The organism is Candidatus Stoquefichus sp. SB1 (assembly GCF_001244545.1).
Lineage (GTDB): Bacteria > Bacillota_I > Bacilli_A > Erysipelotrichales > Coprobacillaceae > Stoquefichus.
Genome location: NZ_LN852695.1, coordinates 84,063 through 107,939, shown reverse-complemented (window position 1 = coordinate 107,939; position 23,877 = coordinate 84,063). Strand labels below are relative to the sequence as shown.

Genomic DNA, 23,877 nt, shown 5'->3' with positions numbered 1-23,877 from the left:
TTCATGTTTTTATTTTAAGATCATATATAATTCCCTTAAATCAGATATTGTATAAGTGATAGGAAGTTGTTTTGTATTTTCTAAATGCTGTGGATTATACCAACATGTATCAATTCCTACATTGATTCCTCCTTGAATATCACTAGATAAAGAATCACCAATGATTAATGTTTTTTTTAAATCAAGATTCTCAATTCTTTGAAAACAATAATCAAAATATTCTTTGGCAGGTTTTTGATATCCAGTATCTTCAGATACAAAAATATCATTAAAATAACTTTTTAAACCACATTCTTTCATACGACTATATTGAGTTTTTGAAACCCCATTTGTAACAATATAAAGTTGATAGTTTTGTGATAAGTTCTCAATAACTTCATAAGCATGAGGTAAAAGTTCATGTCCTCTTCCTAATGCGGATTGATAATCATCTTCAAAAGCAATACCATCTGCATTAATTTCAAATTCTTGAAAAAGTTTAACAAAACGGGTATAAACAACTGTTTTTTTGTCAATAATACCTAATTCAAATTGTTTCCATAAATCAGAATTGATAACTTCATATCTTTCTTTTAATTGAGGTGTCAAAGGAATTTGATATTTTTCAAACGTATTTTTAAGAGCTTGTTTTTCTGCTGATTGAAAATCTAATAGTGTTCCATCAGCATCAAATAATAAAGTTGTATATTTTGTCATAATAACCTCCAATTCTTTCTTATTATAAACAAATTTGTTATGATTATGAATAGGAAAAGAGGAAAAGTATGAAGAAGTATAATGTAATTGTTGTCTTTAGTCATGATGAGCAAAAGGTCTTGATGTGTTTAAGAAGAAAAAATCCTTTTCAAGGAATGTATAATTTGGTTGGGGGAAAAAGAAAAGAGAACGAAACAAGTGTACAAGCTGCTTATCGTGAATTATATGAAGAAACACATATTAGCAGTAAGGATATATCTTTAGCACATACTCATGATTTAAATTATTATTTAGAAGATATGATTTTAGAAGTTTGGGCTGGTCAACTTAAAGAGAATATTGATGTTTATGGTGAAGAAAATGAATTAAACTGGATATCTTTACGGGAGAATTTTTTTGATGTACAACGTTTTGCAGGTTATGGGAACATTGGTCATATTCTCTATAGTTTGGATTTACATAAAGAAGGATGGAAAGAAAGTTCTATTTAAAAAAAGTAAGAATATAATGTGTTGGTGATAATAATGGAAATAAAACCAACAAGAATGACAACCCAAATTTTAACAACAATTATTAATGATAAACCTTATGCTTTTGCTTATATGATGGGAGAAAAAATATCTGGTACAGTTTGTTTTTATCCTTATCTTTCAGGAACAATTATGGTTTATGAAATTATGGGTTTACCAAAGACAAATCAAAGTGGATTTTATGGATTTCATATTCATGAAGGTAATAGTTGTATCAATAATACAAAAGTTGCCTATGAAAAAACAAAAGGACATTATAATCCAACAAAAAAAGAACATCCTAGTCATTTGGGAGATTTGTCTCCGCTTTTTGCATCAAAAGGAAGAGCTTGGGGAATTATCTTTATAGATAAATTTAAACCTCAGGATATTATTGATCGAACACTTGTTATTCATGAAAATGCAGATGATTTTCATAGTCAGCCAGCAGGAAATTCTGGTCATAAAATAGCATGTGGAGAGATCAAACGTTTTTCTTAAGTGATGTATATTCTTTCATATAATGAGCATGATAATTATATGGAGGTAAGAAAATGAAAAAAATATTAATGCTTTTATTATGTTTAACAGTCTTTACAGGATGTCGTAATGATACGCCAAAGGACAATAATGATAACAAGACATCTGATAATTCTATCACTGATAACAATACCAACAACAATGACAACACAAATAATGATTGGTATACACGTTTTGAAAGTGGTTTAAAAGATAAGAATATTACTTATACTTCTAAAGATACATTGGATGCAACATCAATTGGTGGTGTTGAAGGATACCGTTATGTAACTGAAAATGGGAATATTGATGTTTATCGTTATGAAGATGGTGATGATTATGATCGTATTGTAAAAGATAAGAAATTAGGAAATGATGGTCGTAAAGTTGAAGTTAATGGTCATATGATTATTGTTTCTGATGGATTGTCTGAAGATGTTTTAGGTGTATTTAGAGGTTTAAAGTAGGAAAGTTTATCTTTCCTTTTTCTTTTGCCATAGTATAATAAAAATGGTGATATAAATGGAAAAGATTAAAGAAGTTATTGTGGTAGAAGGAAAAACAGATACCGCTGTTATAAAAAAATTATTTGATGCTGATACAATAGAGACAAATGGCTTGGCTATTGATGATAAGACTTTAGATTTAATTGAACAGGCTAATCTAAAAAGAGGTGTTATTGTTTTAACTGATCCTGATTATCCTGGTATGCGTATTCGTAATATCATTATTGAAAGGGTACCAAATATTAAACAGGCTTTTGTTGATAAAAAAGATGCTATTGGAGAGAAAAAGTTAGGTATAGCTGAAGCACGTGAAGAAGCAATTATAGAAGCATTAAAAAATGTTGTGACATTTACTAAAGATGTTGAAACGATTACATGGCCGGAATTTATTTCTTTAGATATTATTGGAGATAAGAAAAGACGAATGAAAGTTTATGATCTCTTTCATTTAGGATATGGAAATGCTAAAACATTATTTAAGAGATTAAATATGGCACAAATTACAAAACAGGATATTTTAGAGAAACTAGGTGAATAATATGAATTATACACAATTAGGAAAAGAAATTTCTTTTGCATTAAGACATCATCCAGAACAATATCATCTTGTTATGGATGAACAAGGTTGGGTTGAGGTTGAACAATTACTAAAGGCTTTGGAAGATAAGTATGGTCAATTAACAGAAGAGAATATTATTGAACTTATGCAATGTTCCAATAAACAAAGATATGAATTGAAAAATCATAAAATAAGAGCATATTATGGTCATTCATTACAAAGTAAAATAAAAAAGGAACAACAAGTTCCTCCCCATATCTTATATCATGGAACAGCTAAGCGATTTATCCCTTCAATTATGCAAAAAGGATTACAACCAATGAATAGACAATATGTCCATTTATCTTTAGATAAGGAAACAGCATTACAAGTTGGCAAACGCCATGATTCATCTCCAATTATTTTAAAGATTGAAGCGTATAAGGCTTACCAAGATGGTATTTCATTTTATTTGGGTAATGAGACAGTTTGGTTATCTGATAGCATACCCCCACAATATATAAGTCAGGATTAAAAAAATGGATGATTTTTTCATCCATTTTAATATTTATGCATTTTTTACTAAGTATACAGTTTTGACATTAGCAATATTGGCAATGCTGGCATTTTTTGATAAAACTTTCCAAACAACTAAAGAAATAACAAAATCAACAGAACTATGAATAATTGTTCCTAATCCAACTAAACCAAAGACCATATAAATAAATGCTTGTAAATCCATTCCAGCTCCCCAGTAGAATGGGATAACAACAATCATTTCTCCAATGGCATGAAGTAATCCAATTGCTAAATTAAATCCTAATGTCTTAGTAGGTGATTTGAATAAATCAGTGTTCTTTTGTATGTAATATGCACCAGCTCCAGCCCAAATAACATGAGATAATGCACGCAATACAACAACAATTGGAAATCCAGCTAACAAGAAGCCTAAAGTCGTTCCTAATGCAACAGCAATTGCAACTGCAGGTGAAACAAATAATGCAATCATAATCGCAACATGTGAAGCTAAAGTAAATGACATTGGCCCAACTTGAATCTTAATTGGTGAAATCATTGGAATAACAACTCCTACCGCAATTAATAATGCAGATAAAACCATTGTCTGTATTTTTTTATGTGTATTCATAATACCCTCTCCTTTTATATGTGTCTATAACATGTGTCATGACACATGTTATGACCTATTATATACAGAATAGACGGGTTGTCAAGACAAAAATTTCACAATAAAAAAAGATAGCACTTACATACTATCTTATCATTATTTTTTAAAAAGATATCCTTTTTCATCTAATGCATTTATAATACGCTGATATATTTCTTGACTTTGACATTGGATTGTATGAAGATGCAATCCATCAGTTAATTGACTTAATGGTTTGGCTTGTCCATGATGTACCTTTTTTAAAAACTGATCAACATCATAACGAGATGATATATGTAATTTTCCAGTCAATTGTCCATAAATGGGATGATCTACAATAACATCAATAATAGAACCACCTAAATCAACAATCGTATAAAGTTCATCTTCTAAAGCCTCTTGTGTATGTTTAACAGCAATCGTATAGGTTCCATGATTTTGTTGCTGATCTAAAATATACCCTCTAGGAGTTGCTATAATGTTATATCCACTTGCACGAAGTAAGGCAACATCTCCAACAATAATTTGACGACTTACACCTAATTGAGAAGCTAACTTACTTGCGGAGATTGGCTTATCATTTTTTTGTATTAATTTTATAATTTTATCTTTTCTATCCATGATGTTCACCTCTTTGTCCAATTATATATGATTTTTATGTTTTTTTAAATAATTTATATTTTTTTCAAATAAAAAAAGAAAAATGGAATTTTTTTGTGTATATATAAGTATAGGGATATTTTTAATATGATAAATCATTGTTTTCTTATAGCAAATATTATAAAATGTCCTTATAGACATTCCTCATCTGTTTTTACTGCCTTTTCATATAAAAAGGAGGAATTGTTTATGAATCAACTATTAGAAACAAAACCAGCAGATGTTGTCGCTGATTTTCTTAAGGATAAGCTGAGATTTGCTGATTTTGTGAATTTGTTTCTTTTTAATGGCAGACAGAAGATCGCACCTTCTGATTTACTAGTTTTTGATAGTGACAGTTCGACTGTCTTCTATCAGGATGAGAGGATTGCTTCCGTTGGCAAGCGGAGGGATTCCATCATGCTTGCAAAGATCGATGATATTGATGTCATTATCGCTATTGAACATCAGCAGGCTATTGACTACTCCATGCCTTTTCGGGTTTTGATGTATGATACGATTGGCTACAATCAGCAGTATAACCAGTCAGACAGAAATGCAAGAAGAGCCTTTCATCCTATTCCAGTGATTACCTTTGTATTATATACTGGGCAAAGACATTGGATACAGCCAAGAACGCTGACAGATATGATGAAGATTCCAGAAAGTATCAGAGAAAAGATAAACAACTGGAATTTAAATGTCATTGACATCAAGACCATTGAAGTGAATGAGAAACTCCACTGTGAGGATAATCAGAAAGTGATTGGAGCAGTTCAGCAGTTCTATTGCTGGGATGGGGATATCAGTCATTTAATAGGAATGGTGATGTCAAAGGAAGCAGCGGTAGTCGTTGCAACGATTATTGGAGAAGAAAGAATATTAAGAATGATTGAACAGGAAGAAAAGGAGGAAATTGATATGTGTACAAGTGTAACGAATGCATTAAACAAAGCAACAAACAAAGGTCGAGAATTGGGCTTAAAAGTTGGAAAGAAGGAAGGATTACAAGCTGGAATAAAAGAAGGCCTGAAAGCTGGAAAGATCGAAGTGATTACGAATCTATTGAAAACAAAGTTAGGAAATTTGTCGGATGAAGTGACGAATCAGATTCAGGCATGCAATGAAGAACAGCTTGATCTATTGGTTAATCATTATGCTTCTATTAATAGTGAACAAGATATATTTAAAATGATTAGCGGATGAGATGAACTCATCCGTTTTTAAATTCATGCAGTTGGAGCCGTTTATAATCTGTTGATGTCAGGGTTGTTTTTTGTTTTATAAAAGAGAGTATAATACAGGTGTAAGGAGGTTTAGAAAATGTATACAATAAAAAGTGATTTAAATCCAGTAGCAACAGAGGCTTATTTCAATAAGAAAGCCCAAAAAGGTTATATTTTAAGAACGATAATTCCATTTACTTTATTTGCGCCATTAAAAGTCAATATTTATCGATTTGTGAAATCAAATAATGATCAGAGAGTCTATCAATTATTAAATGTGTCTCCAAAAGTAATAAGTCAGTATCAAAATGATGGATGGAAATTATTATCATCATCACCTGATAACTATGAAGATTATCTGGTTATGTATAAAGACATGCCATCCAATCAAAAAGAGTTATTTGGGGAAAATACGCGAAATTCATACTCCACTATAGCAAGCCTAGGTATTAAAGAGGGACTTATCCTTTTAGCCATATTTGGACTGTGGTATACTTTTACTACACCCTATCATAATTCATCATTTTTAGGATTTCTTTTACACAATAGTTATCTTGTTATTGCACTTAGCATACTCATTATTTCTACAGTTGTTTATTTTAAAAATAAATAAGAAAAGAGGATTATTATGGAAAGAAAAGTTGGTCAACCTAAATTAAAGTCAGCACTCGCATATACATTCGTCATATTTATTTTTTCTTATTTTTTGTATGATGCAAATGCATGGCAGGGCATTCGCTTATTTGCAATTGTACTCGATGTTATTTTAATAGGAATTGTCATTCCAGGCATTGCTTATTGTCAGGTGATGTGGAAAGTTGATAAGAATAAATTATATTATACTTATCATTATTCTTTTATAGATAAAATTATGGGTTTCTATCAGTTCCTATGGCATAGAAAGCATGTTTATCAAATGATGCTCAATTTAGATCAGATTGATTATATTAAGGTAACGTATCAAAAAGTCAATAGAGCACCATTTGGAACTTATGGTTATGATTTATTGTTTGTGGTGAATATGTATGATGGTTCTACTTATACATTTGAGTCATTGGTTACTAGAGATAGAGAAACATTTTGTCAAGCAGTAGAATATCTTAAAAATCATGGCATTCAATTTAAAGATTCACTGAAAATATTGGATTACTTAAATACGGGTGGTTATTTATCATATTACTTAGAGAAATTGGAGGCTGATCAAGATGATTAGATGTACAATTATCTCTCAAGATCAAATAAAAAAGAAAATGATTGAAACATTTTTAAAAGAGAATATCCAAGAATTTGAAATTAATGAATTTCTTATGACAAGACAATATGACATTTATTTTATCGAAATAAAATGTCAGGATGACTTACAAAAGTATATGAATATAAAGAGAAATTTGGATACTCTTATTTATATGATAGGACCAGAAAACTTTGAAATTCTTCAAAAAAGTTTATGTTATCAAATTAATTTGTATTTTAAAAGTCATCAATTAGAAAATGAACTCTATTTTTATAAAGATGTCGTCTTAAAACAAATTCAAGAACATTTTCGTTATTATATTTATCAAAAGGGTTCTATGAAAGTGAAAATCAGACTTTCAGATATATTTTATATCGAATCATTAAGACATCAAATTATTATTCATTCAATTAATGGTGAGATGCATGAAAGAAAAAATCTCAAAGAACTTATGAAGGAGATATCAGAAGTTGGTTTTATTCAAGTTCATAAATCATTTGTAGTGAATAAAAGAAAAATTAAAAGTTATAATGCAAAAGAAATTTATTTAAATAATGGAGAGGTTATTCCATTAGGGCGAATGTATAAAGAAACAATTCATGAACTCAATCAATGAGTTCATTTTTGATTAAGGAAAATATCACTATTTTTTAATGTTTATGCTATAATAAATAAAGGTGATGAGATGAAAGACATAGCAAAAAAATCAAATACAATGTATTTATTAGAAAAGTATCAATTGCAGGCTGCTAAGAAATTTGGACAGAATTTCTTGATAGATTTAAATACAATTAAAAAAATAGTTGAAACAACACATATTGACAAACAAACTTGTGTAATTGAGATAGGACCTGGTATTGGTGCTTTAAGTGAACAGTTGAGTTATCATGCTGGACATGTATTGTGTTATGAGATAGACACACGATTAGAAGATGTTTTAAAAGAATCATTAGGTGAATTTAAAAATATTGAAATTATTTTTCAAGATTTTTTAACGGTTCCTTTAAAAGAAACAGTAGAAAGACTAAAACAGGATTATCAAAATATTTGCATTGTAGCTAATTTACCATATTATATTACAACTGATATTTTAGAACATATATTGACTTCAGGAGCAGCTCTATCAAGTATCCATGCAATGGTACAAAAAGAAGTGGCATTGAAATTAACAGATCCCAATTACCATAGTCCATTAACCTTTATGATTGAAAGTGTTGGGGATATTCATTTAGATATGATGGTGTCTAAAAATGTTTTTTCACCAGCACCTAGAGTTGATAGTGCAATTATTGGAATTCATATAGATAAAACATATAATCCATTATTAACAGGAATATTGAAACAATCTTTTCAACAAAAAAGAAAGACTATTTATAATAATTTAAAAAATGTATTTCATGATCAAACAAAAGATGTATTGCAAAAATGTCAAATTATTGAACAAAAAAGACCAGAAGAATTAACAATAGATGATTATTTAAAACTCACACAATTTTTATAAAAATCATATATTAATATGGTGAGGTTATGAAAATTGGAGATTATGTTGTTAGAAAGAAATATCAAGGAGATATTTTATTTGAGATTTTTGATATAAAAGAAAATGTTTATTATTTAAGAGGTGTTGAACTGAGGTTGATTGCAGATAGCGAAGAGGAAGATTTAGAGTTAAGTGAAATTCAGCCAGAACCTGAACAGGAATTTACAATCACAAGACAACCCGTCATAAGAGGTAAGGTTTTACACTTAGATGGTGATCAAAAATATTTAAATATGTGTCAAAAGAAATATGACGAATTAAAAATAAGAGCGGATTGTTATTATATGCCTGAAGCAGAGATGAAAGATCAGGTTGTTGATTTATTAGAAAAGCATAAACCACAAATATTAGTGATTACTGGTCATGATGCTTTAAGAAAAGAAAGAGATAAATCAGATATCAGTCAGTATCAGCATTCTTATGACTATGTGGAAGCTATAAAAAATGCAAGGGTCTATCAAAGTGATAAAGATGCATTGATTATCATTGCAGGAGCATGTCAATCTTATTATGAAATGTTGTTAGCGAGTGGGGCAAACTTTGCATCCAGTCCTAAACGTATTAATATTCATGCTTTAGATCCTGTTTATGTAGCAAGTTTAGTTGCGAATGAAAGTGTTAGAAATTATTGTGATATTGAGGAAATTATTAATCATACTTCACATAAGCAAAGTGGCATAGGTGGTATAGACACAAAAGGAGTTGCCCGTAAAATATATCCAACGAGAGGATGATGAAAAATTGAAAGTAAAAGCATATGCAAAAGTGAATTTGGCACTAGATGTTGTCAGAAAGCGTGATGATGGTTATCATGAATTAGATATGATTATGGCACCCATTACGCTTCATGATTTGATTTATATAGATCGTATCAATAAAGGAATTGAAATTACATCTAATACGTATCGTATGCCAACTGATGAAAGAAATATTATGTATCAGGTCGCAAAGATATTGATAGAGCGTTATCATCTACATGCGGGTGTGAAGATTCATATTTATAAGCATATCCCAACCCAAGCTGGACTAGCAGGTGGAAGTGCTGATGGAGCAGCTGTTTTAAGAGCGATGAATCAAATGTTTCGTTTAAATCTCTCTTTAGAAACATTAGCAAGTATTGGTAAAGAAGTTGGCGCTGATATTCCTTTTTGTATTTATCAGCAAATGGCTTTGGTAAGAGGGATTGGAGAAAAATTAGAATTTATTGAACATCAGTTTAATTGTTATTTACTATTAGTGAAACCTAAAAAGGGAGTTCCTACTAAAAAATCATTTGGTATGTTAGATTTAAAGACTGCTGTTCATCCAGCAATTTTAAAAATGAAGGAAGCGATTGAAAATAATGATTATCAAAGTGTTGTTGAACATCTTGGAAATACATTAGAAGCACCTTCATTAGATATTGTTCCTGATATACAATTGATAAAAAAAGAAATGCTTGAATTAGGTTTTGATGGTGCATTAATGTCAGGAAGTGGATCATGTGTTTTTGGTTTGACAAAAGACCAAAAAATCCTAGAATCAGGTTATGTTTATTTCCAAAATAAATATAATTTTGTCAGAAAGACTGAAATCTTACAGGAAGAGGAAGAAAAATATTGAAAATAAGGTAAGTATTTCTTCTTTCCTCTTTTTTTTTTATGTAATTTTTGTTAGAATAGTGGCGTTAAGGAGAGAGAGATATGAAAGTATATGCTGTCGTATTAGCTGCCGGTAAAGGAACACGAATGAAGTCCGAAAAACCGAAAGTCGTACATGAGGTTTTATATAAGCCAATGATTAATCATGTTGTAGATGAATTAAAAGCATTAGGTGTCGATGAAACAATTGTCGTTGTTGGACATGGTGCTCAGCAAGTGGAAGCGATTGTTGATGATGTAACATTTGTTTATCAAAATGAACAATTGGGAACAGGACATGCAGTATTACAAGCTAAAGATAAACTTGCTGATAAAGAAGGAATAACTCTTGTATTATGTGGAGATGCACCGCTAGTGCGTAAAGAAACATTGCAGGGAATTATTGATTATCATCAACAAAATCATAATCAGGCTACTGTTATGAGTGCTGATTGTGATACATCAACTCATTATGGAAGAATTATTAAAGATAATGAGCAAGTCAAGGGAATTGTTGAGTTTAAGGATTTGTTAGAATCACAAATGGATATTACTGAAATGAATACTGGTGAGTATTGTTTTGATAATCAGGCATTATTTGATGCTTTATCAAAAGTGACAAATCAAAATGCTCAAAATGAATATTATTTAACAGATGTCATTGGAATCATGAATGAACAAGGATTAAAAGTAGATGCTTTTAAAATTGATGATTTTAATGAAGTAGGTGGAATTAATGATCGTGTTGCATTAGCAGAAGCAACACAGATTCTAAGAGACCGTATCAATAAAGAACATTTATTAAATGGTGTCAATATTGTTGATCCTGCAAATACTTATATTGGTAGAGATGTTGTGATTGGTATTGATACAACGATTGAACCAGGATGTATTATTAAAGGAAAGACAGTTATTGGGAACAATTGTCATATTGGACCCTATTGTGAATTTACAAATATGGAGATTAAAGATGATGTTGTTATTAAATTCTCTGTATTAAGTGATTCTATTATTGAAAATGGTGTTGATATTGGACCTTATGCAAGATTAAGAACAAATTGTCATATTATGGAACATGCTCATTTAGGGAATTTTGTGGAAATGAAAAAGGCTTTATTTGGGGCTGGAAGTAAGGCTTCGCATTTAACATATGTGGGAGATGCTGAAGTTGGAAAAGATGTTAATTTTGGTTGTGGAACAATTACATCAAATTATGATGGAAAGAATAAATCATTAACAAAAATAGAAGATAATGTATTTATTGGATGTAATACAAATTTAGTAGCACCAGTTACAGTGAGAAAAAATGCATATATTGCCGCTGGGTCTACTATTACAAAAGAAGTAGAAGAAGATGCTATGGCTATTGCACGAGCAAGACAAGAAAATAAAAAAGGTTATAGTAAAGTTTTAGAAGAAGCAAGAATCAAAGAATATAATCGTAGAAATAACAAAAAATAAGGAGAAAAAGAGGTAAACATGAAAAATAACATAACTATTTTTGCTTTATCATCAAGTCAAGATTTAGCAAAATCAATCGCTAAGCAATTAGGTACTGAAGTTGGGAAATGTGATGTTCATCATTTTGCAGATGGAGAAATTTTAGTTGAGATTGGTGAATCAGTGCGAGGGCGAGATGTTTTTATCGTTCAATCAACATCTAATCCTGTTACTGAAAATTTAATGGAAATCTTGGTATTAGCAGATGCTTTGAAGAGAGCTTCTGCCAAAGAAGTCACAGCGATAATGCCATATTTTGGATATGCTAGGCAAGATCGAAAAGCAAAACCTAGACAACCAATTACATCACGTCTTGTGGCTGATTTATTAACAGTTGCAGGTGTAACAAGAGTTGTCACTATTGATTTACATGCCGCACAAATTCAAGGATTCTTTGATATCCCAGTAGATGAAATGCAGGCACTACCTCTTATTTGTAAATATTTTAAAAATAAAAATATTGAAGACTTATGTATTGTTTCTCCAGATCATGGTGGAGCAACACGTGCTAGAAAAATGTCAGAACTATTAGATTGTCCAATAGCAATTATAGATAAAAGAAGACCAAAACCTAATGTGGCAGAGGTTATGGGGATTATTGGAGATGTTTCAGGTAAAAACTGTATCTTAATTGATGATATGATTGATACTGCTGGAACAATCGTAGCCGGAGCATCAGTATTGAAAGATAAAGGTGCTAAAGATGTTTATATTGCATGTACACATGGTGTTTTATCTGGACCAGCAATTGGTAGATTAAAAGATTGTATTGCAAAAGAAGTTGTCATTACTGATACAATTTCTATTCCAGAAGATAAACAATTCGATAAATTAGTACAAATTAGTGTTGCTGAATTATTAGCTCATACAATTGAAAGTATTGAAAATAATTTACCAGTTAGTGATGTTTTCACTCAATTTGATTTTAAAGGTTAATAGATGAGAGTTTATCAAAAGATAAACTCTTTTTTTCGACTAAAAAAGCTTTAAACAGATATAATATGTAGAGAATAAGTGTGATTATAGAAATTGTCTACAATCTTTGATGAAATATTTACAATCATAGAAATGTGACAATATTATGACAAAAATTTGTTAAATCTACAAATAAGTATGGGTCTTATCTGCAAGGAATAGTGAAAAATGTCGATAAAAAGCAACTATTTTTCATTTAATAGATTTAGAAATTTGACAAAGGTTATCATTTCTGTTATTATGCCCTAGGGTGAAAGAGATGTACTTCAATACACATACACATTTAAATAGCGATGAATTATATGCAAACAGAGATATATTCATACAACATGCCATTGCAAGTAACGTAGAATATATTGTTGTGGCTGGATATGATTTATCATCATCAAAAAGAGCTGTGGAGATAGCTTGTGAGTATCCATTTATCTATGCAACAGTAGGTATAAGTCCAAATGACTGCAAGGATACTACAGAAGATGATTTAAATGAAATTGAAACATTACTACAAAACCCACGTGTTGTCGCCTTAGGCGAGATTGGGCTTGATTATTACTGGGATGATGTTCCACGTGATAAACAAAAAGATATCTTTCAAAAACAGATAGATATTGCGAAAAGACATGATAAACCAATTGTTATTCATGCAAGAGACGCCTATGAAGATACTTATAGTATGTTAAAGCAGGCAGCACACCGTGGCATTATGCATTGTTATAGTGGATCAGTTGAAATGGCGAAGAGATATATTCAGATTGGTTTTGAAATCTCACTAGCTGGACCAGTGACATTTAAGAATGCAAAAGTACCAAAAATGGTGGCTACGGAAATTGGTATTGATCATTTAATGATCGAAACAGACTGTCCTTATTTAGCACCTCACCCATTTCGAGGAAAGTTGAATGAGCCAGCAAATGTTGTGTATATTGCCCAGGAAATAGCAAAGCTAAAGAACATGGAGATAGAAGACGTTGCTAGAATCACAACATTTAATGCCAAAAGAATGTTTGGGATTAAATAAGGAGGATATTTATTTATGTTAAAGAAAGCTAAAGAAATCGTTGTCTCGGCGGATAGCCGTACAAAAGGAATTTTAGCGGTGGCTTGCGTTTATGTTATTGTTATGTTAGCGACAGTATCATCAGGAGCCGTAGAACAAATTAAGAATTTTATTCCAACTGTGGATATTAAGTTAAAAGATGGTATTCAAGAGGAAAAAGATTATTTAGTCAAGCAGGACACAGTATCAAATGTTTTGAATGAATTAAATATAGAATTAGATAAGAATGATACTTTAAATAAAGATAAAGATACAGTTGTCCAACAAAATGATCTGATTAAAATTACAAGAGTTGAAACAAAAACAATGACTCGTGTAGAAACATTAGAATATTCAACAGTGACTAAAGGAAATGGAAGTTGGACAAAAACTGTTGAACAAGAAGGTAAAGATGGAAAGATCAAACGTACTTATTTAATGACATATGCTAATGGTAATGAAACAAATAGAAAAGTGATCAAAGAAGAAATCATTGAAAAACCAGTAGATAAAGTCATTAGATATGGTGGTGTAAGTAAAGGAACAACATTTACAGGACGTTTGACAACATATGGTGGAGATTGTAATGGATGTGGAGGAACATCTTCTACAGGTATTAAATTATCTGCCAAAACAGGTGTGAATGGTTCTAATTCACCATATTTATACTATAAAGGACAAAAATATTACTGCTTAGCTGCAGATCGTTCTATTCCATTTGGAACAATTATAAAGATTTCTAATCATAATTTAAAAACTGATGGAACAATTTATGGTATTGTTGTAGATCGTGGTGGAGCCATTAAAGGTAATAAAATTGATATATTTAAGGGTAGTGAAGGTTCTGGAAACTCATATTTTAGAGGTGGAACTTCAAATAATACTCGTTTTGAAGTTGTTTCACTTGGTAGTGGAAATGCTAACTTTTGGAGATAGAGGATAACAATTGAGTTATCCTTTTTCTTTTGGGGTGAATTTAATGGTAACGAATATCTTTACCATTATTACAATTTGATAAGACTTTGATATAATGGTTAATGAAAGTAAACGAAAGAGGTATATTTATGAAAAACCATCAAATAAATATTAATTCCCAAAAATGTATAGGATGTCAAATGTGTATTAAAGATTGTCCAGCAAAAAATATAGAATTACAACAAACAAAAGCATCTATTATTGATAATGAATGTATTATGTGTGGACATTGTGTAGCAATATGTCCCAAAAATGCAGTTTCTATAAGTGGTTATGATGAAGAGCCTATGTTAAAGCAAGGCAATTATCGATTAAATCCTGAAGATGTATTAAACACAATTCGTTTTAGAAGAACAATTAGACAATTTCAAAAGAAAGATATTGATCAAGATATCCTAGAAAATATTCTTGAGGCAGGAAGATTAACACATACTGCTAAAAATGCTCAGGATGTTACATTGATTGTTTTAGATAAAGAGAAAGACAAATTAGAGAAAATGGCTGTATCATTATTTAGAAAGATAAAACCAATTGCTAATTTAATGAGTTCAATGGCAAAAAGAAATGAAATAACTGATCACTTTTTCTTTTTTGAAGCACCAAAAGTCATCTTGGTTGCATCAAAAGATCATATTAATGCTGCTCTCGCAGCACAAAATATGGAATTTGTTGCAGAAGCATATGGTTTGGGAGTTTTATATAGTGGCTTTTTTACAATGGCTGCTAACCATTCACGTCAGATTAAAAAACAGTTAGATTTACCTAAAGGTCAAAAATTAGTCACTGCTTTAGTGATGGGTTATCCAAAAGTTCAATATCAACGAAGTGCCCCAAGAGAAAAATCAAATATCAAATATATATAAGGAGAAATAAACATGAAAGACGATTGTCAACAACGTATTGAAAAAATCACACAGGGTTTTCAAGATTGTCAAAAGGTATTAACAGCCATTGGTGATGAAACAAGACAAGTTATAATCCTTGTCTTGTTGCAAAGTGATTTGTCAGGAAAGCGAGTTGGACAAATCGCAAAAGAAGCCCATTTATCAAGACCATCAGTATCCCATCATTTACAAATTCTTAAAGAAGCTGGAATTGTCAATATGAATAGAGTAGGAACACGTAATTATTATTATATGAGTGGTAATGAGGAACGCTGGAAAGAAATTGTGGATTTAGTTGAACTGGTTTATGAAAGTGTTTTGCATATTAAGAAATAGGAGGAGCAGAAAATGATCTTATATTTTTCAGGAACAGGGAATAGTGAATTAATCGCAAGCAGGCTTGCTAAAGAAGTTGATGATGAGATAATAAATCTTTTTGATAAAATTCAGTGTCTTAATTATAGTATCATTGATTCAAAAAAACCTTGGATTATTGTGACACCAACTTATGCATGGCGTATTCCAAGAATTGTAAATAACTGGTTAAAAAAGACTCAGCTTAATGGTCATCAAGATATTTATTTTGTAATGAGTTGTGCTGGTTCTAAAGGAAATGCAGATAAATATCTTCAAAAGCTTGCAGAATCTAAAGGACTAAATTATAAAGGGTGCAAGGAAGTGATTATGCCTGAAAATTATATAGCACTCTTTGATACAACGCCTTCTAAGAAGGTTATGCCCATCATCGATAAAGCCCAAGATGAGATTGTAAAAATAGCAAAATATATCAAACAAAATCAAAATTTCCCTCAAGTTCAAATAACCATGAAAGATAAATTAAATAGTGGTATTGTTAATGATGTTTTCTATCCGTTATTTGTTCATGATAAAAAGTTTTACGCAACAGATGCATGTATTACTTGTGGAAAATGTGTTCAAGTTTGTCCATTAAAAAATATAAAGTTAGTTGATGGGAAACCATTGTGGCAGGGAAATTGTACACATTGTATGGCTTGTATTGCACGTTGTCCTAAAGCTGCTATTGAATATGGACAAAAAAGTATTGGTAAAGAGCGCTATCTTTGTCCTAAATAATATTGGAAATATACTCTTCAAACATAAGTATAAAGTTTGTTGAGTATATTTTTTGATTAAAATAAGTAAATTATTTAATCAAGAGTTGACATCATTTATGATGAGATGTATTATAATGTTGACATGACATCATTACAATATAAAGGAAGAAGGTGAAATAATGGAAACAATTCAGTTAAATGAGAATGTTTTTATTCCTCAAATTGGGCTAGGAACATGGAAGTTAGATGATTTAGAAGTAGCTAAAAAATGCGTTCTTGCAGCTATCCAGTCTGGATATCGACATATTGATACAGCTATGGGATATGGAAATGAAGAGGCAGTAGGTCAAGCTATTAAGGAAAGTGGGATTCCCCGAGATCAGATTTTTGTGACCACAAAATTAAGTAACGATTTTAGAGGTAGAGAAGAAACATTACAAGCTTTTGAAGATAGTCTTAAACGTTTACAAATGGATTATGTAGATTTATTTTTAATACATTGGCCAGCCCCTAAAAAGTATCGTGAAAATTATGTGGAATTGAATAATGAAACATATGCAGCTATGGAAGAATTATACGCATTAGGAAAAATAAGAGCTTTAGGAGTAAGTAATTTTATGAAACATCACTTAGAAGAATTATCTGTCAAAATTCCGGTGAGTGTGAATCAAATAGAATTTCATCCTTACTATGCTGATTGGCAAACAATTCAGTATTGTCAGCAACATCATATTGTTATTGAAGGTTACAGTCCATTAGGAAGAGGTCAAATTTTAAGTGATCCACTTATTTTAGAATTAGCAAGTCTTTATCATAAGACACCTGCTCAAATATGTTTAAGATATGCCATTGACAATCACATTATTCCATTACCTAAATCACAAACATTAGAAAGAATAAAAGAAAACTTAGATATATTTGATTTCAGCCTTAAAGAAACGGATATAGAAAGATTAAGAAGTTTAAGTAGCGAGAATGGAAAGATTGGCAGTCATCCAGATTTTGCTGATTTTTAAAGGAGAGAGTTATGAAAGGTATACTATTGGTTACACATGGAACATTATGTAAAGGCATTTATGAAAGTTGTCAAATGATAGTTGGTGAAAAAGAAAATATTGATACATTATCATTAGGAGAAGAAGGCGTAGAATTGTTTAGAAAACAATTGGAGACAAAATTAAGTCAAATGGAAAAGACATATGATGAAATGATTATTGTTACAGATATTCCTAATGCGACACCTTATAATGAGTGTTGTCGATATATTTTAAGTCATCAAAGTTCAGCAGTTTTATTATCAGGAATGAATTTAGCAATGATTATTGAAGTGGCTATTTTTGCTTCAACAGATATGAGAACAGAAGATTTATGTTTACAAGTTTTAGAAAGTGCTAAACAATCACTTACAAAATTTGAAAAAAAGCTGTAAGCCCTTGCAATCTTAATAGAGATGTGGTAATTTAATAATGTAAGATGTCATGACAACACGACAACACGATAACTTTAAAGGAGAGGAGGGTTTCATATGTCATTAAGTTTAGTCAGAGTTGATGATCGTCTCATTCATGGTCAGGTTGTTTTAATGTGGTCTAAGGTAAGACAGGGAGATGCTATTATTTTGTTGGTTGACGATGAATTAGGGCATGATGAGTTTTTAAAGGAAGTTTTTGTGAATGCTGGAAATGCCATTGGGAAAAAGGTTTATATCTTTACAGTTGAACAGGCTATTGAAAAAATTCCTAAAGCTGTTTCTGGTAAGAAAAGATATTATTTGATTGCTAAGAAGATTGAACAACTCTATCAGTTAAGTGTTCAAGGTGTTGATTTTGGTAATGAAATCATTTTTGGAACTGCTAGTAAGGCAGAGGGGACGCAGAAAGTTTATAACAATATTTATTTATCACCAAAAGACTTTCAATATTGTGATGAATTGACTGCAAAAGGAATAAAAATACATTTTAAATTGATTCCAGATGAACAAGGGTTAAATTGGGATTCAGTGAAAAATGATTTAGTGAAGGGAGAGTAATTTATGGAAATTACTGTTATACAGGCAATCTTAATTGGTATTGCATGTTGGTTAGGTAGTGTTGAAAATCCACAGCCTTTAGGTGTAGCATTTTCTGATGCTTTGTCTAAACCAATTGTAGGTGGAACAATTGTAGGTGTCATTTTAGGAGATATTCCTACAGGTGTAACAATTGGTGCAGCAATACAGGCGATGTATTTAGGACAAGTTTTGATTGGTGGAGTTGCAACCGCTGATATGGCCTTTGTTTCTTATCCATCTATTGCATTAGCAATGTTGGCTGGTGCAGATGCGACGGTTGCTGTGACATTGGCGGCAACAGTTGGTGTTTTAGGAGCAGCTGTTTTTACTGGATATGAAATTTTATGTTCAATCTTTTATCAATTAGGAGATAAATATATTGCTGAAAATAATATTCAAAAAATGAAGATGGCTTATATGGTTTTACCTCCAATTACAAGTTTTGTAATTAGATTTGGTTTGACTTTTACCATTGTTATGCTGGGTAGTGCTTATGCTGCTGATTTATTAGCTTCTATTCCAGAATTGGTTTTACATATTGCTAGTGTTCTTGGTGGTATTTTACCTGCTGTTGGTATTTCTATTTTGGTGACATATACACTTAAAGACTTTAAATTTATTATATATTTTTTAATTGGTATTGTTTGTATTACTTTTTTAGGATTAAACATGGTAGCAACTGCAGTCATTGGAACATGTTTAGCAGTTATGTATTATATGTTTATGGGAAATCATTCTGACGATCAGTCAAGTCAATCCGAAGATGAGGAGGACGAATTGTTATGAGTCAAAAAACAAATGAACAACAAGAATTAGAGAACGGTAAGGTGACACTTACAAAACAAGAAATTAATAAAAGCTGGTATTCTTGGTTTAAATATTGTTTAACTGTTTTTGGTTATGAAAGATTACAAGCACCAGGTTTTATTCTTTCAATGTTACCTATTTTTAAGAAGTTTTATGGAAATGATCCAGAAACAATGGTTAAACGTTTAAAATGTCATGCTGTATTTTATAATACCAATCCTGTTTTTGGAGCTGTTGTTAATGGAATTGTTGCCTCAATGGAAGTAGAAAGAGGAAATGGAACAGAGATGACGGATGAATTTATTAACAGTATTAAAGTTGGATTAATGGGTCCGTTAGCTGGTATTGGTGATGCTGTTACACAAGCAACACTTCCACCAATTATCTTAAGTATTGCGATAGGTCTATCATCAGGTGGTAGTGCTCTTGGTGCAGTCTTTGCTGTTGCTGCTATTTATGCATTTAATATTGTTTTATCTAGATTATTCTATATGCAGGGTTATAAATCTGGTCGTGAAGCAGTCCATATTCTTTTGGGTAAGCAGATGTCAAGAATTCAGGATGCTATGTCTGTTTTAGGTTTAACAGTTGTCGGTGCAATTACAGCAAGTTATGTTAATTTTACGATTACTGCCCAATATGTCAGTGAATACAGTACTATTAATTTCCAGGAAATATTAGATGGAATTTTTCCAAAATTGATCCCAATGTGCTTAGTTTTCTTAGGTTATTATTTATTAAAGAAAAAGAAAATGAATGCTGTTAAATTAATTGGAGTTTACTTGGTTATTGCAATTGTATTAGGCGTATTAGGAATTGTATAAATGAGGTGAAGGATATGGTTAAGATAATATTTTGTGATTTAGATGATACATTGCTACAACCCAAGACGAAAGATATAACTTATCAAGATCAGCAGTCTATAAAACGATGGCTAAAGTGCGGACATATATTTGCTTTAGCAACTGCACGCCATCATTCCTTCTTAAACAATATAACTGATAAGTTATGTGATTATGATTTTGACTGTATTGGATGGAATGGAGCAGAAATCTATATGAATCATGAAGTTGTCAGACTATATCCTTTTTCTTCATATGAATTGAATGAATTATATCAAAAAATGAGTAAATATAAATCTATGTTAAAAGTAACAAATACTGAAAATATGTATATATTTGGTGAAATAGGTTCATATCCATATCAACTCTTTTGTAATGAACACAACAAAAATCAAAAAATATATCCATATCCATTAGAAGAATATTTACGCAATGAAAAATATCCTATTATTCATATCAATTATATCTTTACAACACCTCAGGAAGCTTTTCAGTTCTCCAAAGTATATCACAATGTATTCCAAGATTCACTGTTACAATGTCAAGTCACATCACCTACAAGTTTTGATATCACTATGCCAATAGCAACCAAAGAACAAGGCATTCAAACATATTTAGAAATCAATGATATACCCATCGAAGATGTTGCAGTTATTGGTGATAGTCAAAATGATATAGGCATGATGAAACTTGTTCAGAATAGTTTTTGTATGACTCATGGAGATAAAAAAGCACAAAGAGCAGCTGCCCGAATTGTTGATTCAGTCAGTGCAGCTATTGAATATTTATTAGAGGAGATATCATAATGAATGAAAAATATATATTTTTAAAACCAACTTTTTCAACAGCTTTATGGGGAGATGGAACATTGGTTCACCATTATCATGTTGAAAAATATGTACCAGAAGGTATGTGTATCGATGAAATTACAGGCTTAGGAGCAATGAGTGGATTGCCAGAAGATGCTAATGAAATATTAAGTGGAAGTTATCAAGGGAGAAAATTAAATGAATTGTATGATGAACATCCAGAATTATTTGGAACACCTTCAACTTTAAGATGGGAACATATTCCTGTTGCAATGGGAATTGCACACGCATGTGCAGATTTAAGTGTCCAAGTCCACCCAACAGAAGATTATGCAATGAAACATTTAGGAAAACATGGAAAAAGTGAAAGCTGGTATATTGTTAATTGTGAACCACATGGAGATATTGTTATGGGTCATAATGCTAAAACAATGAAAGATTTAGAGGATTATATTGAAAGAAAAGATTGGAAAGGATTATTGAAGCGTTATCCAATTATGCCAGGAAGTTTTTATAATATTCAGGCTGGAACACTTCATGCAATTCAAAAAGGCACAACTTTTATGGAAGTTTGTAATCCAAGTCCAATAACATATCGTTTCTATGATTATGATCGTTTAGATCGTCATGGTCAATTAAGAGATACACATGTTGATTTAGCTAAGGAAAATATTTTGGTACCATTTGTTTGTCAGGATACACATTATCAATATCGCCAAAATGGCGATGTAACAGAAGTTAAACTAACAGATAATGAGAATTTTTCAGTCTTTAAATATGTAGTTATGGGTTCAGGGGAATTCTCAATGCCTAAACCTTATTTAGGTGCTTTTGTGATTGAAGGTCAGGGCAGTATTGATGGTGTCGCATTGAAAGCAGGTGATAGTTTTCTTATTACTGCGAATACAAAAAAATTATTGTGGGAAGGAGAAATGACTTTATTAGCCTATTCGGGTTAATAAAGGAAGTATATATATGTATGAGATAGAGAATAGAATACCTAATTTTGAATTGTATCCAATTAAGAAAGTTAATTGTGGAGAACCTCTTTCTGGATTTCAATCTATTGTTAATGAAATCCAAAAACAAAGAATAGATTTTACAACAGTTGTTTGTATTGATTATTATTATGGGGTAAATCAGGCAATCATTGAAAAAGAAATTATTGATGCACTTCATCCAGATTGTGTTATCTGTGTTGATGAAGCAAGATATTCTAAAGAGTTGTTAGATGAACGTTTTCATAACTTTATTACTGATGATAGAGTAAATGGAGTGTTTAGCTTTGCAAAAATTGAAGAATTTTTTGATCACGATAAGATTACTATATTACAAAATAAAGTTAAAGAGGCTAAGGGATTAACAGTTGTTTATGGTGTTGGTGCTAGTCTTGTTCATGCTGGAGATATAACGATTTATGGATCAATTAGTTATCAAACAGTTAAAGAGCGAATGATGAAAGGAATGGGAAATTGGGGTGCAGAAAATGAAGATGAGGAGTATCTTCGTAAAGAAAAACGTTTTCTATTCTTAGAAAGTCGGGTTTTAGATAAACATAAAAGAAAAATGACTCAAAAGAGTCATTATGTTATTGATTGTAATAGAGATAATGATTTTGTTATGTTGAATCATAATGATTATGAATATATGATTCAACAATTTACAAAGACACCATTTAAACCAATTCCTATTTTTTCAAAAGGTGTTTGGGGAGGTCATTGGTGTCAAAAAGTATTAGGTGCAGGTTTAGAATTAGAGAATACAGCTTGGGGAATTACTGGTTTTTTAGATTGGCAGGCAGTTGCGGCTGATATTCATAACTGTATTTTTGAATTTCCTTCTACTGATTTGATTCAATATTATCCAAAGGAGACATTGGGACGTAAAATTTGGTATTTATATGGATATCGTTGTCCATTACATGTTAATTTCTTAGATACATGGGGTGGTGAAAATTTAAGCTTACAAGTTCATCCAACACTTGCTTATGCACAAGAGGAATTTAATTCTTCATGGGGACATTATGAAAGTTATTATTTCTTGGATGCAAATGAAAACAGTTCAGTATATTTAGGGACAAAAGATGGGGTTAAGTTAAATGAACTTGTCAATGCTTTTGAAAAAGCACAGGAAACTGGACAATTTGATGATGAAAAATATATTAATCATTTTCCTGTTCAAAAACATGACCATGTCTTTATTCCTGGTGGAACGATTCATTCATCTGGTAAAGATACTCTTACTTTGGAAATTGATATGTTCTGTTTTACAACCTTTAAGTTATGGGATTGGGGACGAGTAGACTATGATGGAAAACCACGACCAATTCATATTGAACATGGAAAACATGTTATTCAAGAAGAATTTCAAACTCAAATGATTCAAGATCAATTTATTTCTAAACATCCTGAAGTAGATTCTGGCTATGGCTGGCGTAAAGAAAGAAGTGGAACTATGCCTTTTGAAGCACCAATGGAAGTGAATCGCTATTGGTTTAGTCAGGTTATTCATTTTGATACAAATGATTGTATTATGATACATGTTCTAGTAGAAGGAGAAGAAGCTATTATTGAAAGTTTAGATGATAGTTTTGAACCAATGATTATTCATTATGCTGAGGCGGTCTTTATTCCTGCAGCAGCAGGTCAATATACTGTTAGACCTTATGGTCAATCTCAAAATACAGAATGTGCTTTATTAGAAATCTATATGGATATTTAAAGGGAGGAAAA

The 23,877-nt window shown here is 31.0% G+C and carries 30 protein-coding genes; 27 read left to right on the top strand and 3 right to left on the bottom strand.

What is annotated here, in order from left to right; genetic code table 11:
* Positions 1-9: 9 nt before the first annotated feature.
* On the bottom strand, positions 10-696 hold the full coding sequence (locus tag BN1865_RS08655; RefSeq protein WP_050636869.1) for a YjjG family noncanonical pyrimidine nucleotidase: 687 nt from the start codon (positions 694-696) through the stop codon (positions 10-12).
* A gap of 68 nt (positions 697-764) precedes the next feature.
* Between BN1865_RS08655 and BN1865_RS08650 the strand changes: the two genes are divergently transcribed.
* Genes BN1865_RS08650 through BN1865_RS08630 form a run of 5 tightly spaced genes read left to right on the top strand, consistent with a single transcriptional unit; the run spans position 765 to position 3,303 of the window.
* Entirely contained in the window at positions 765-1,187 is a 423-nt protein-coding gene (locus tag BN1865_RS08650; protein WP_050636868.1) for an NUDIX hydrolase, read from the top strand.
* A 33-nt stretch (positions 1,188-1,220) separates the two neighbouring features.
* Complete coding sequence (locus tag BN1865_RS08645) at positions 1,221-1,706, top strand: superoxide dismutase family protein (RefSeq protein ID WP_050636867.1); 486 nt, start codon at positions 1,221-1,223, stop codon at positions 1,704-1,706.
* Between the two features lie 53 nt (positions 1,707-1,759).
* Complete coding sequence (locus BN1865_RS08640; RefSeq protein WP_050636866.1) at positions 1,760-2,191, top strand: hypothetical protein; 432 nt, start codon at positions 1,760-1,762, stop codon at positions 2,189-2,191.
* Between the two features lie 55 nt (positions 2,192-2,246).
* Positions 2,247-2,768, top strand: a complete 522-nt coding sequence (gene rnmV, locus BN1865_RS08635) for a ribonuclease M5 (RefSeq protein WP_050636865.1) — start codon at positions 2,247-2,249, stop codon at positions 2,766-2,768.
* A 1-nt stretch (position 2,769) separates the two neighbouring features.
* Positions 2,770-3,303, top strand: coding sequence for an RNA 2'-phosphotransferase (locus tag BN1865_RS08630; RefSeq protein ID WP_050636864.1), 534 nt, complete (start codon positions 2,770-2,772; stop codon positions 3,301-3,303).
* A gap of 33 nt (positions 3,304-3,336) precedes the next feature.
* On the opposite strand, the gene BN1865_RS08625 is transcribed toward BN1865_RS08630, so the two are convergent.
* Together BN1865_RS08625 and BN1865_RS08620 are read right to left on the bottom strand one after the other, a co-directional pair.
* Complete coding sequence (locus BN1865_RS08625) at positions 3,337-3,915, bottom strand: hypothetical protein (protein WP_050636863.1); 579 nt, start codon at positions 3,913-3,915, stop codon at positions 3,337-3,339.
* Between the two features lie 135 nt (positions 3,916-4,050).
* Positions 4,051-4,554: a 3H domain-containing protein gene (locus tag BN1865_RS08620; RefSeq protein ID WP_050636862.1), complete on the bottom strand. Its 504-nt coding sequence runs from the start codon at positions 4,552-4,554 to the stop codon at positions 4,051-4,053.
* A gap of 228 nt (positions 4,555-4,782) precedes the next feature.
* Between BN1865_RS08620 and BN1865_RS08615 the strand changes: the two genes are divergently transcribed.
* From BN1865_RS08615 to BN1865_RS08510, 22 genes are all read left to right on the top strand, one after another.
* Entirely contained in the window at positions 4,783-5,778 is a 996-nt protein-coding gene (locus BN1865_RS08615; RefSeq protein ID WP_050636861.1) for an Rpn family recombination-promoting nuclease/putative transposase, read from the top strand.
* Positions 5,779-5,895: 117 nt separating this feature from the next.
* Positions 5,896-6,411, top strand: coding sequence for a hypothetical protein (locus BN1865_RS08610; protein ID WP_050636860.1), 516 nt, complete (start codon positions 5,896-5,898; stop codon positions 6,409-6,411).
* A gap of 15 nt (positions 6,412-6,426) precedes the next feature.
* On the top strand, positions 6,427-7,011 hold the full coding sequence (locus BN1865_RS08605; RefSeq protein ID WP_050636859.1) for a hypothetical protein: 585 nt from the start codon (positions 6,427-6,429) through the stop codon (positions 7,009-7,011).
* The gene (locus BN1865_RS08600; RefSeq protein WP_050636858.1) at positions 7,004-7,648 is read left to right on the top strand and encodes a LytR/AlgR family response regulator transcription factor; all 645 of its coding nucleotides are present in this window, start codon (positions 7,004-7,006) and stop codon (positions 7,646-7,648) included. Before BN1865_RS08605 ends, BN1865_RS08600 begins: the two co-directional genes overlap by 8 nt.
* A gap of 69 nt (positions 7,649-7,717) precedes the next feature.
* A complete protein-coding gene (rsmA, locus tag BN1865_RS08595; protein ID WP_050636857.1) occupies positions 7,718-8,533 on the top strand; it encodes a 16S rRNA (adenine(1518)-N(6)/adenine(1519)-N(6))-dimethyltransferase RsmA in 816 nt (271 codons plus the stop codon).
* Positions 8,534-8,559: 26 nt separating this feature from the next.
* Positions 8,560-9,306, top strand: coding sequence for a sporulation peptidase YabG (locus BN1865_RS08590; protein WP_050636856.1), 747 nt, complete (start codon positions 8,560-8,562; stop codon positions 9,304-9,306).
* Positions 9,307-9,313: 7 nt separating this feature from the next.
* Positions 9,314-10,174 (top strand): 4-(cytidine 5'-diphospho)-2-C-methyl-D-erythritol kinase, encoded by an 861-nt coding sequence (gene ispE, locus BN1865_RS08585; RefSeq protein ID WP_050636855.1) that lies wholly within the window; start codon positions 9,314-9,316, stop codon positions 10,172-10,174.
* 80 nt (positions 10,175-10,254) lie between these two features.
* Positions 10,255-11,652: a bifunctional UDP-N-acetylglucosamine diphosphorylase/glucosamine-1-phosphate N-acetyltransferase GlmU gene (gene glmU, locus BN1865_RS08580; RefSeq protein ID WP_050636854.1), complete on the top strand. Its 1,398-nt coding sequence runs from the start codon at positions 10,255-10,257 to the stop codon at positions 11,650-11,652.
* Between the two features lie 18 nt (positions 11,653-11,670).
* The gene (locus BN1865_RS08575) at positions 11,671-12,627 is read left to right on the top strand and encodes a ribose-phosphate diphosphokinase (protein ID WP_050636853.1); all 957 of its coding nucleotides are present in this window, start codon (positions 11,671-11,673) and stop codon (positions 12,625-12,627) included.
* A gap of 298 nt (positions 12,628-12,925) precedes the next feature.
* Positions 12,926-13,684 (top strand): TatD family hydrolase, encoded by a 759-nt coding sequence (locus BN1865_RS08570; RefSeq protein WP_050636852.1) that lies wholly within the window; start codon positions 12,926-12,928, stop codon positions 13,682-13,684.
* A 15-nt stretch (positions 13,685-13,699) separates the two neighbouring features.
* Positions 13,700-14,638 carry a 3D domain-containing protein gene (locus BN1865_RS08565; RefSeq protein ID WP_050636851.1) on the top strand — a complete coding sequence of 313 codons (939 nt, stop codon included), beginning with the start codon at positions 13,700-13,702 and terminating at the stop codon, positions 14,636-14,638.
* Between the two features lie 128 nt (positions 14,639-14,766).
* Positions 14,767-15,540, top strand: coding sequence for a nitroreductase family protein (locus BN1865_RS08560; protein WP_050636850.1), 774 nt, complete (start codon positions 14,767-14,769; stop codon positions 15,538-15,540).
* A gap of 12 nt (positions 15,541-15,552) precedes the next feature.
* Positions 15,553-15,897, top strand: coding sequence for an ArsR/SmtB family transcription factor (locus BN1865_RS08555; RefSeq protein ID WP_050636849.1), 345 nt, complete (start codon positions 15,553-15,555; stop codon positions 15,895-15,897).
* A 12-nt stretch (positions 15,898-15,909) separates the two neighbouring features.
* A complete protein-coding gene (locus BN1865_RS08550; RefSeq protein ID WP_050636848.1) occupies positions 15,910-16,656 on the top strand; it encodes an EFR1 family ferrodoxin in 747 nt (248 codons plus the stop codon).
* 160 nt (positions 16,657-16,816) lie between these two features.
* Entirely contained in the window at positions 16,817-17,653 is an 837-nt protein-coding gene (locus BN1865_RS08545) for an aldo/keto reductase (RefSeq protein ID WP_050636847.1), read from the top strand.
* 11 nt (positions 17,654-17,664) lie between these two features.
* A complete protein-coding gene (locus tag BN1865_RS08540; protein WP_050636846.1) occupies positions 17,665-18,066 on the top strand; it encodes a PTS sugar transporter subunit IIA in 402 nt (133 codons plus the stop codon).
* A 96-nt stretch (positions 18,067-18,162) separates the two neighbouring features.
* A complete protein-coding gene (locus tag BN1865_RS08535; protein ID WP_050636845.1) occupies positions 18,163-18,666 on the top strand; it encodes a PTS sugar transporter subunit IIB in 504 nt (167 codons plus the stop codon).
* Between the two features lie 3 nt (positions 18,667-18,669).
* Entirely contained in the window at positions 18,670-19,473 is an 804-nt protein-coding gene (locus tag BN1865_RS08530) for a PTS mannose/fructose/sorbose/N-acetylgalactosamine transporter subunit IIC (protein WP_050636844.1), read from the top strand.
* Positions 19,470-20,318, top strand: a complete 849-nt coding sequence (locus tag BN1865_RS08525; RefSeq protein WP_050636843.1) for a PTS system mannose/fructose/sorbose family transporter subunit IID — start codon at positions 19,470-19,472, stop codon at positions 20,316-20,318. The genes BN1865_RS08530 and BN1865_RS08525 overlap by 4 nt, the downstream gene beginning before the upstream one ends.
* Before the next feature lie 14 nt (positions 20,319-20,332).
* Positions 20,333-21,142, top strand: coding sequence for an HAD-IIB family hydrolase (locus tag BN1865_RS08520; protein ID WP_050636842.1), 810 nt, complete (start codon positions 20,333-20,335; stop codon positions 21,140-21,142).
* Positions 21,142-22,104, top strand: coding sequence for a class I mannose-6-phosphate isomerase (locus tag BN1865_RS08515; protein ID WP_050636841.1), 963 nt, complete (start codon positions 21,142-21,144; stop codon positions 22,102-22,104). Before BN1865_RS08520 ends, BN1865_RS08515 begins: the two co-directional genes overlap by 1 nt.
* Before the next feature lie 16 nt (positions 22,105-22,120).
* On the top strand, positions 22,121-23,866 hold the full coding sequence (locus BN1865_RS08510; protein WP_050636840.1) for a class I mannose-6-phosphate isomerase: 1,746 nt from the start codon (positions 22,121-22,123) through the stop codon (positions 23,864-23,866).
* Positions 23,867-23,877 lie beyond the last annotated feature (11 nt).

What these genes read in the sequence shown, in the direction of transcription:
- BN1865_RS08655 (WP_050636869.1), bottom strand. Translation starts at nt 696, where the DNA reads ATGACAAAATATACAACTTTATTATTTGATGCTGATGGAACACTATTA.
- BN1865_RS08650 (WP_050636868.1), top strand. Translation starts at nt 765, where the DNA reads ATGAAGAAGTATAATGTAATTGTTGTCTTTAGTCATGATGAGCAAAAG.
- BN1865_RS08645 (WP_050636867.1), top strand. Translation starts at nt 1,221, where the DNA reads ATGGAAATAAAACCAACAAGAATGACAACCCAAATTTTAACAACAATT.
- BN1865_RS08640 (WP_050636866.1), top strand. Translation starts at nt 1,760, where the DNA reads ATGAAAAAAATATTAATGCTTTTATTATGTTTAACAGTCTTTACAGGA.
- rnmV (WP_050636865.1), top strand. Translation starts at nt 2,247, where the DNA reads ATGGAAAAGATTAAAGAAGTTATTGTGGTAGAAGGAAAAACAGATACC.
- BN1865_RS08630 (WP_050636864.1), top strand. Translation starts at nt 2,770, where the DNA reads ATGAATTATACACAATTAGGAAAAGAAATTTCTTTTGCATTAAGACAT.
- BN1865_RS08625 (WP_050636863.1), bottom strand. Translation starts at nt 3,915, where the DNA reads ATGAATACACATAAAAAAATACAGACAATGGTTTTATCTGCATTATTA.
- BN1865_RS08620 (WP_050636862.1), bottom strand. Translation starts at nt 4,554, where the DNA reads ATGGATAGAAAAGATAAAATTATAAAATTAATACAAAAAAATGATAAG.
- BN1865_RS08615 (WP_050636861.1), top strand. Translation starts at nt 4,783, where the DNA reads ATGAATCAACTATTAGAAACAAAACCAGCAGATGTTGTCGCTGATTTT.
- BN1865_RS08610 (WP_050636860.1), top strand. Translation starts at nt 5,896, where the DNA reads ATGTATACAATAAAAAGTGATTTAAATCCAGTAGCAACAGAGGCTTAT.
- BN1865_RS08605 (WP_050636859.1), top strand. Translation starts at nt 6,427, where the DNA reads ATGGAAAGAAAAGTTGGTCAACCTAAATTAAAGTCAGCACTCGCATAT.
- BN1865_RS08600 (WP_050636858.1), top strand. Translation starts at nt 7,004, where the DNA reads ATGATTAGATGTACAATTATCTCTCAAGATCAAATAAAAAAGAAAATG.
- rsmA (WP_050636857.1), top strand. Translation starts at nt 7,718, where the DNA reads ATGAAAGACATAGCAAAAAAATCAAATACAATGTATTTATTAGAAAAG.
- BN1865_RS08590 (WP_050636856.1), top strand. Translation starts at nt 8,560, where the DNA reads ATGAAAATTGGAGATTATGTTGTTAGAAAGAAATATCAAGGAGATATT.
- glmU (WP_050636854.1), top strand. Translation starts at nt 10,255, where the DNA reads ATGAAAGTATATGCTGTCGTATTAGCTGCCGGTAAAGGAACACGAATG.
- BN1865_RS08575 (WP_050636853.1), top strand. Translation starts at nt 11,671, where the DNA reads ATGAAAAATAACATAACTATTTTTGCTTTATCATCAAGTCAAGATTTA.
- BN1865_RS08570 (WP_050636852.1), top strand. Translation starts at nt 12,926, where the DNA reads ATGTACTTCAATACACATACACATTTAAATAGCGATGAATTATATGCA.
- BN1865_RS08565 (WP_050636851.1), top strand. Translation starts at nt 13,700, where the DNA reads ATGTTAAAGAAAGCTAAAGAAATCGTTGTCTCGGCGGATAGCCGTACA.
- BN1865_RS08560 (WP_050636850.1), top strand. Translation starts at nt 14,767, where the DNA reads ATGAAAAACCATCAAATAAATATTAATTCCCAAAAATGTATAGGATGT.
- BN1865_RS08555 (WP_050636849.1), top strand. Translation starts at nt 15,553, where the DNA reads ATGAAAGACGATTGTCAACAACGTATTGAAAAAATCACACAGGGTTTT.
- BN1865_RS08550 (WP_050636848.1), top strand. Translation starts at nt 15,910, where the DNA reads ATGATCTTATATTTTTCAGGAACAGGGAATAGTGAATTAATCGCAAGC.
- BN1865_RS08545 (WP_050636847.1), top strand. Translation starts at nt 16,817, where the DNA reads ATGGAAACAATTCAGTTAAATGAGAATGTTTTTATTCCTCAAATTGGG.
- BN1865_RS08540 (WP_050636846.1), top strand. Translation starts at nt 17,665, where the DNA reads ATGAAAGGTATACTATTGGTTACACATGGAACATTATGTAAAGGCATT.
- BN1865_RS08535 (WP_050636845.1), top strand. Translation starts at nt 18,163, where the DNA reads ATGTCATTAAGTTTAGTCAGAGTTGATGATCGTCTCATTCATGGTCAG.
- BN1865_RS08530 (WP_050636844.1), top strand. Translation starts at nt 18,670, where the DNA reads ATGGAAATTACTGTTATACAGGCAATCTTAATTGGTATTGCATGTTGG.
- BN1865_RS08525 (WP_050636843.1), top strand. Translation starts at nt 19,470, where the DNA reads ATGAGTCAAAAAACAAATGAACAACAAGAATTAGAGAACGGTAAGGTG.
- BN1865_RS08520 (WP_050636842.1), top strand. Translation starts at nt 20,333, where the DNA reads ATGGTTAAGATAATATTTTGTGATTTAGATGATACATTGCTACAACCC.
- BN1865_RS08515 (WP_050636841.1), top strand. Translation starts at nt 21,142, where the DNA reads ATGAATGAAAAATATATATTTTTAAAACCAACTTTTTCAACAGCTTTA.
- BN1865_RS08510 (WP_050636840.1), top strand. Translation starts at nt 22,121, where the DNA reads ATGTATGAGATAGAGAATAGAATACCTAATTTTGAATTGTATCCAATT.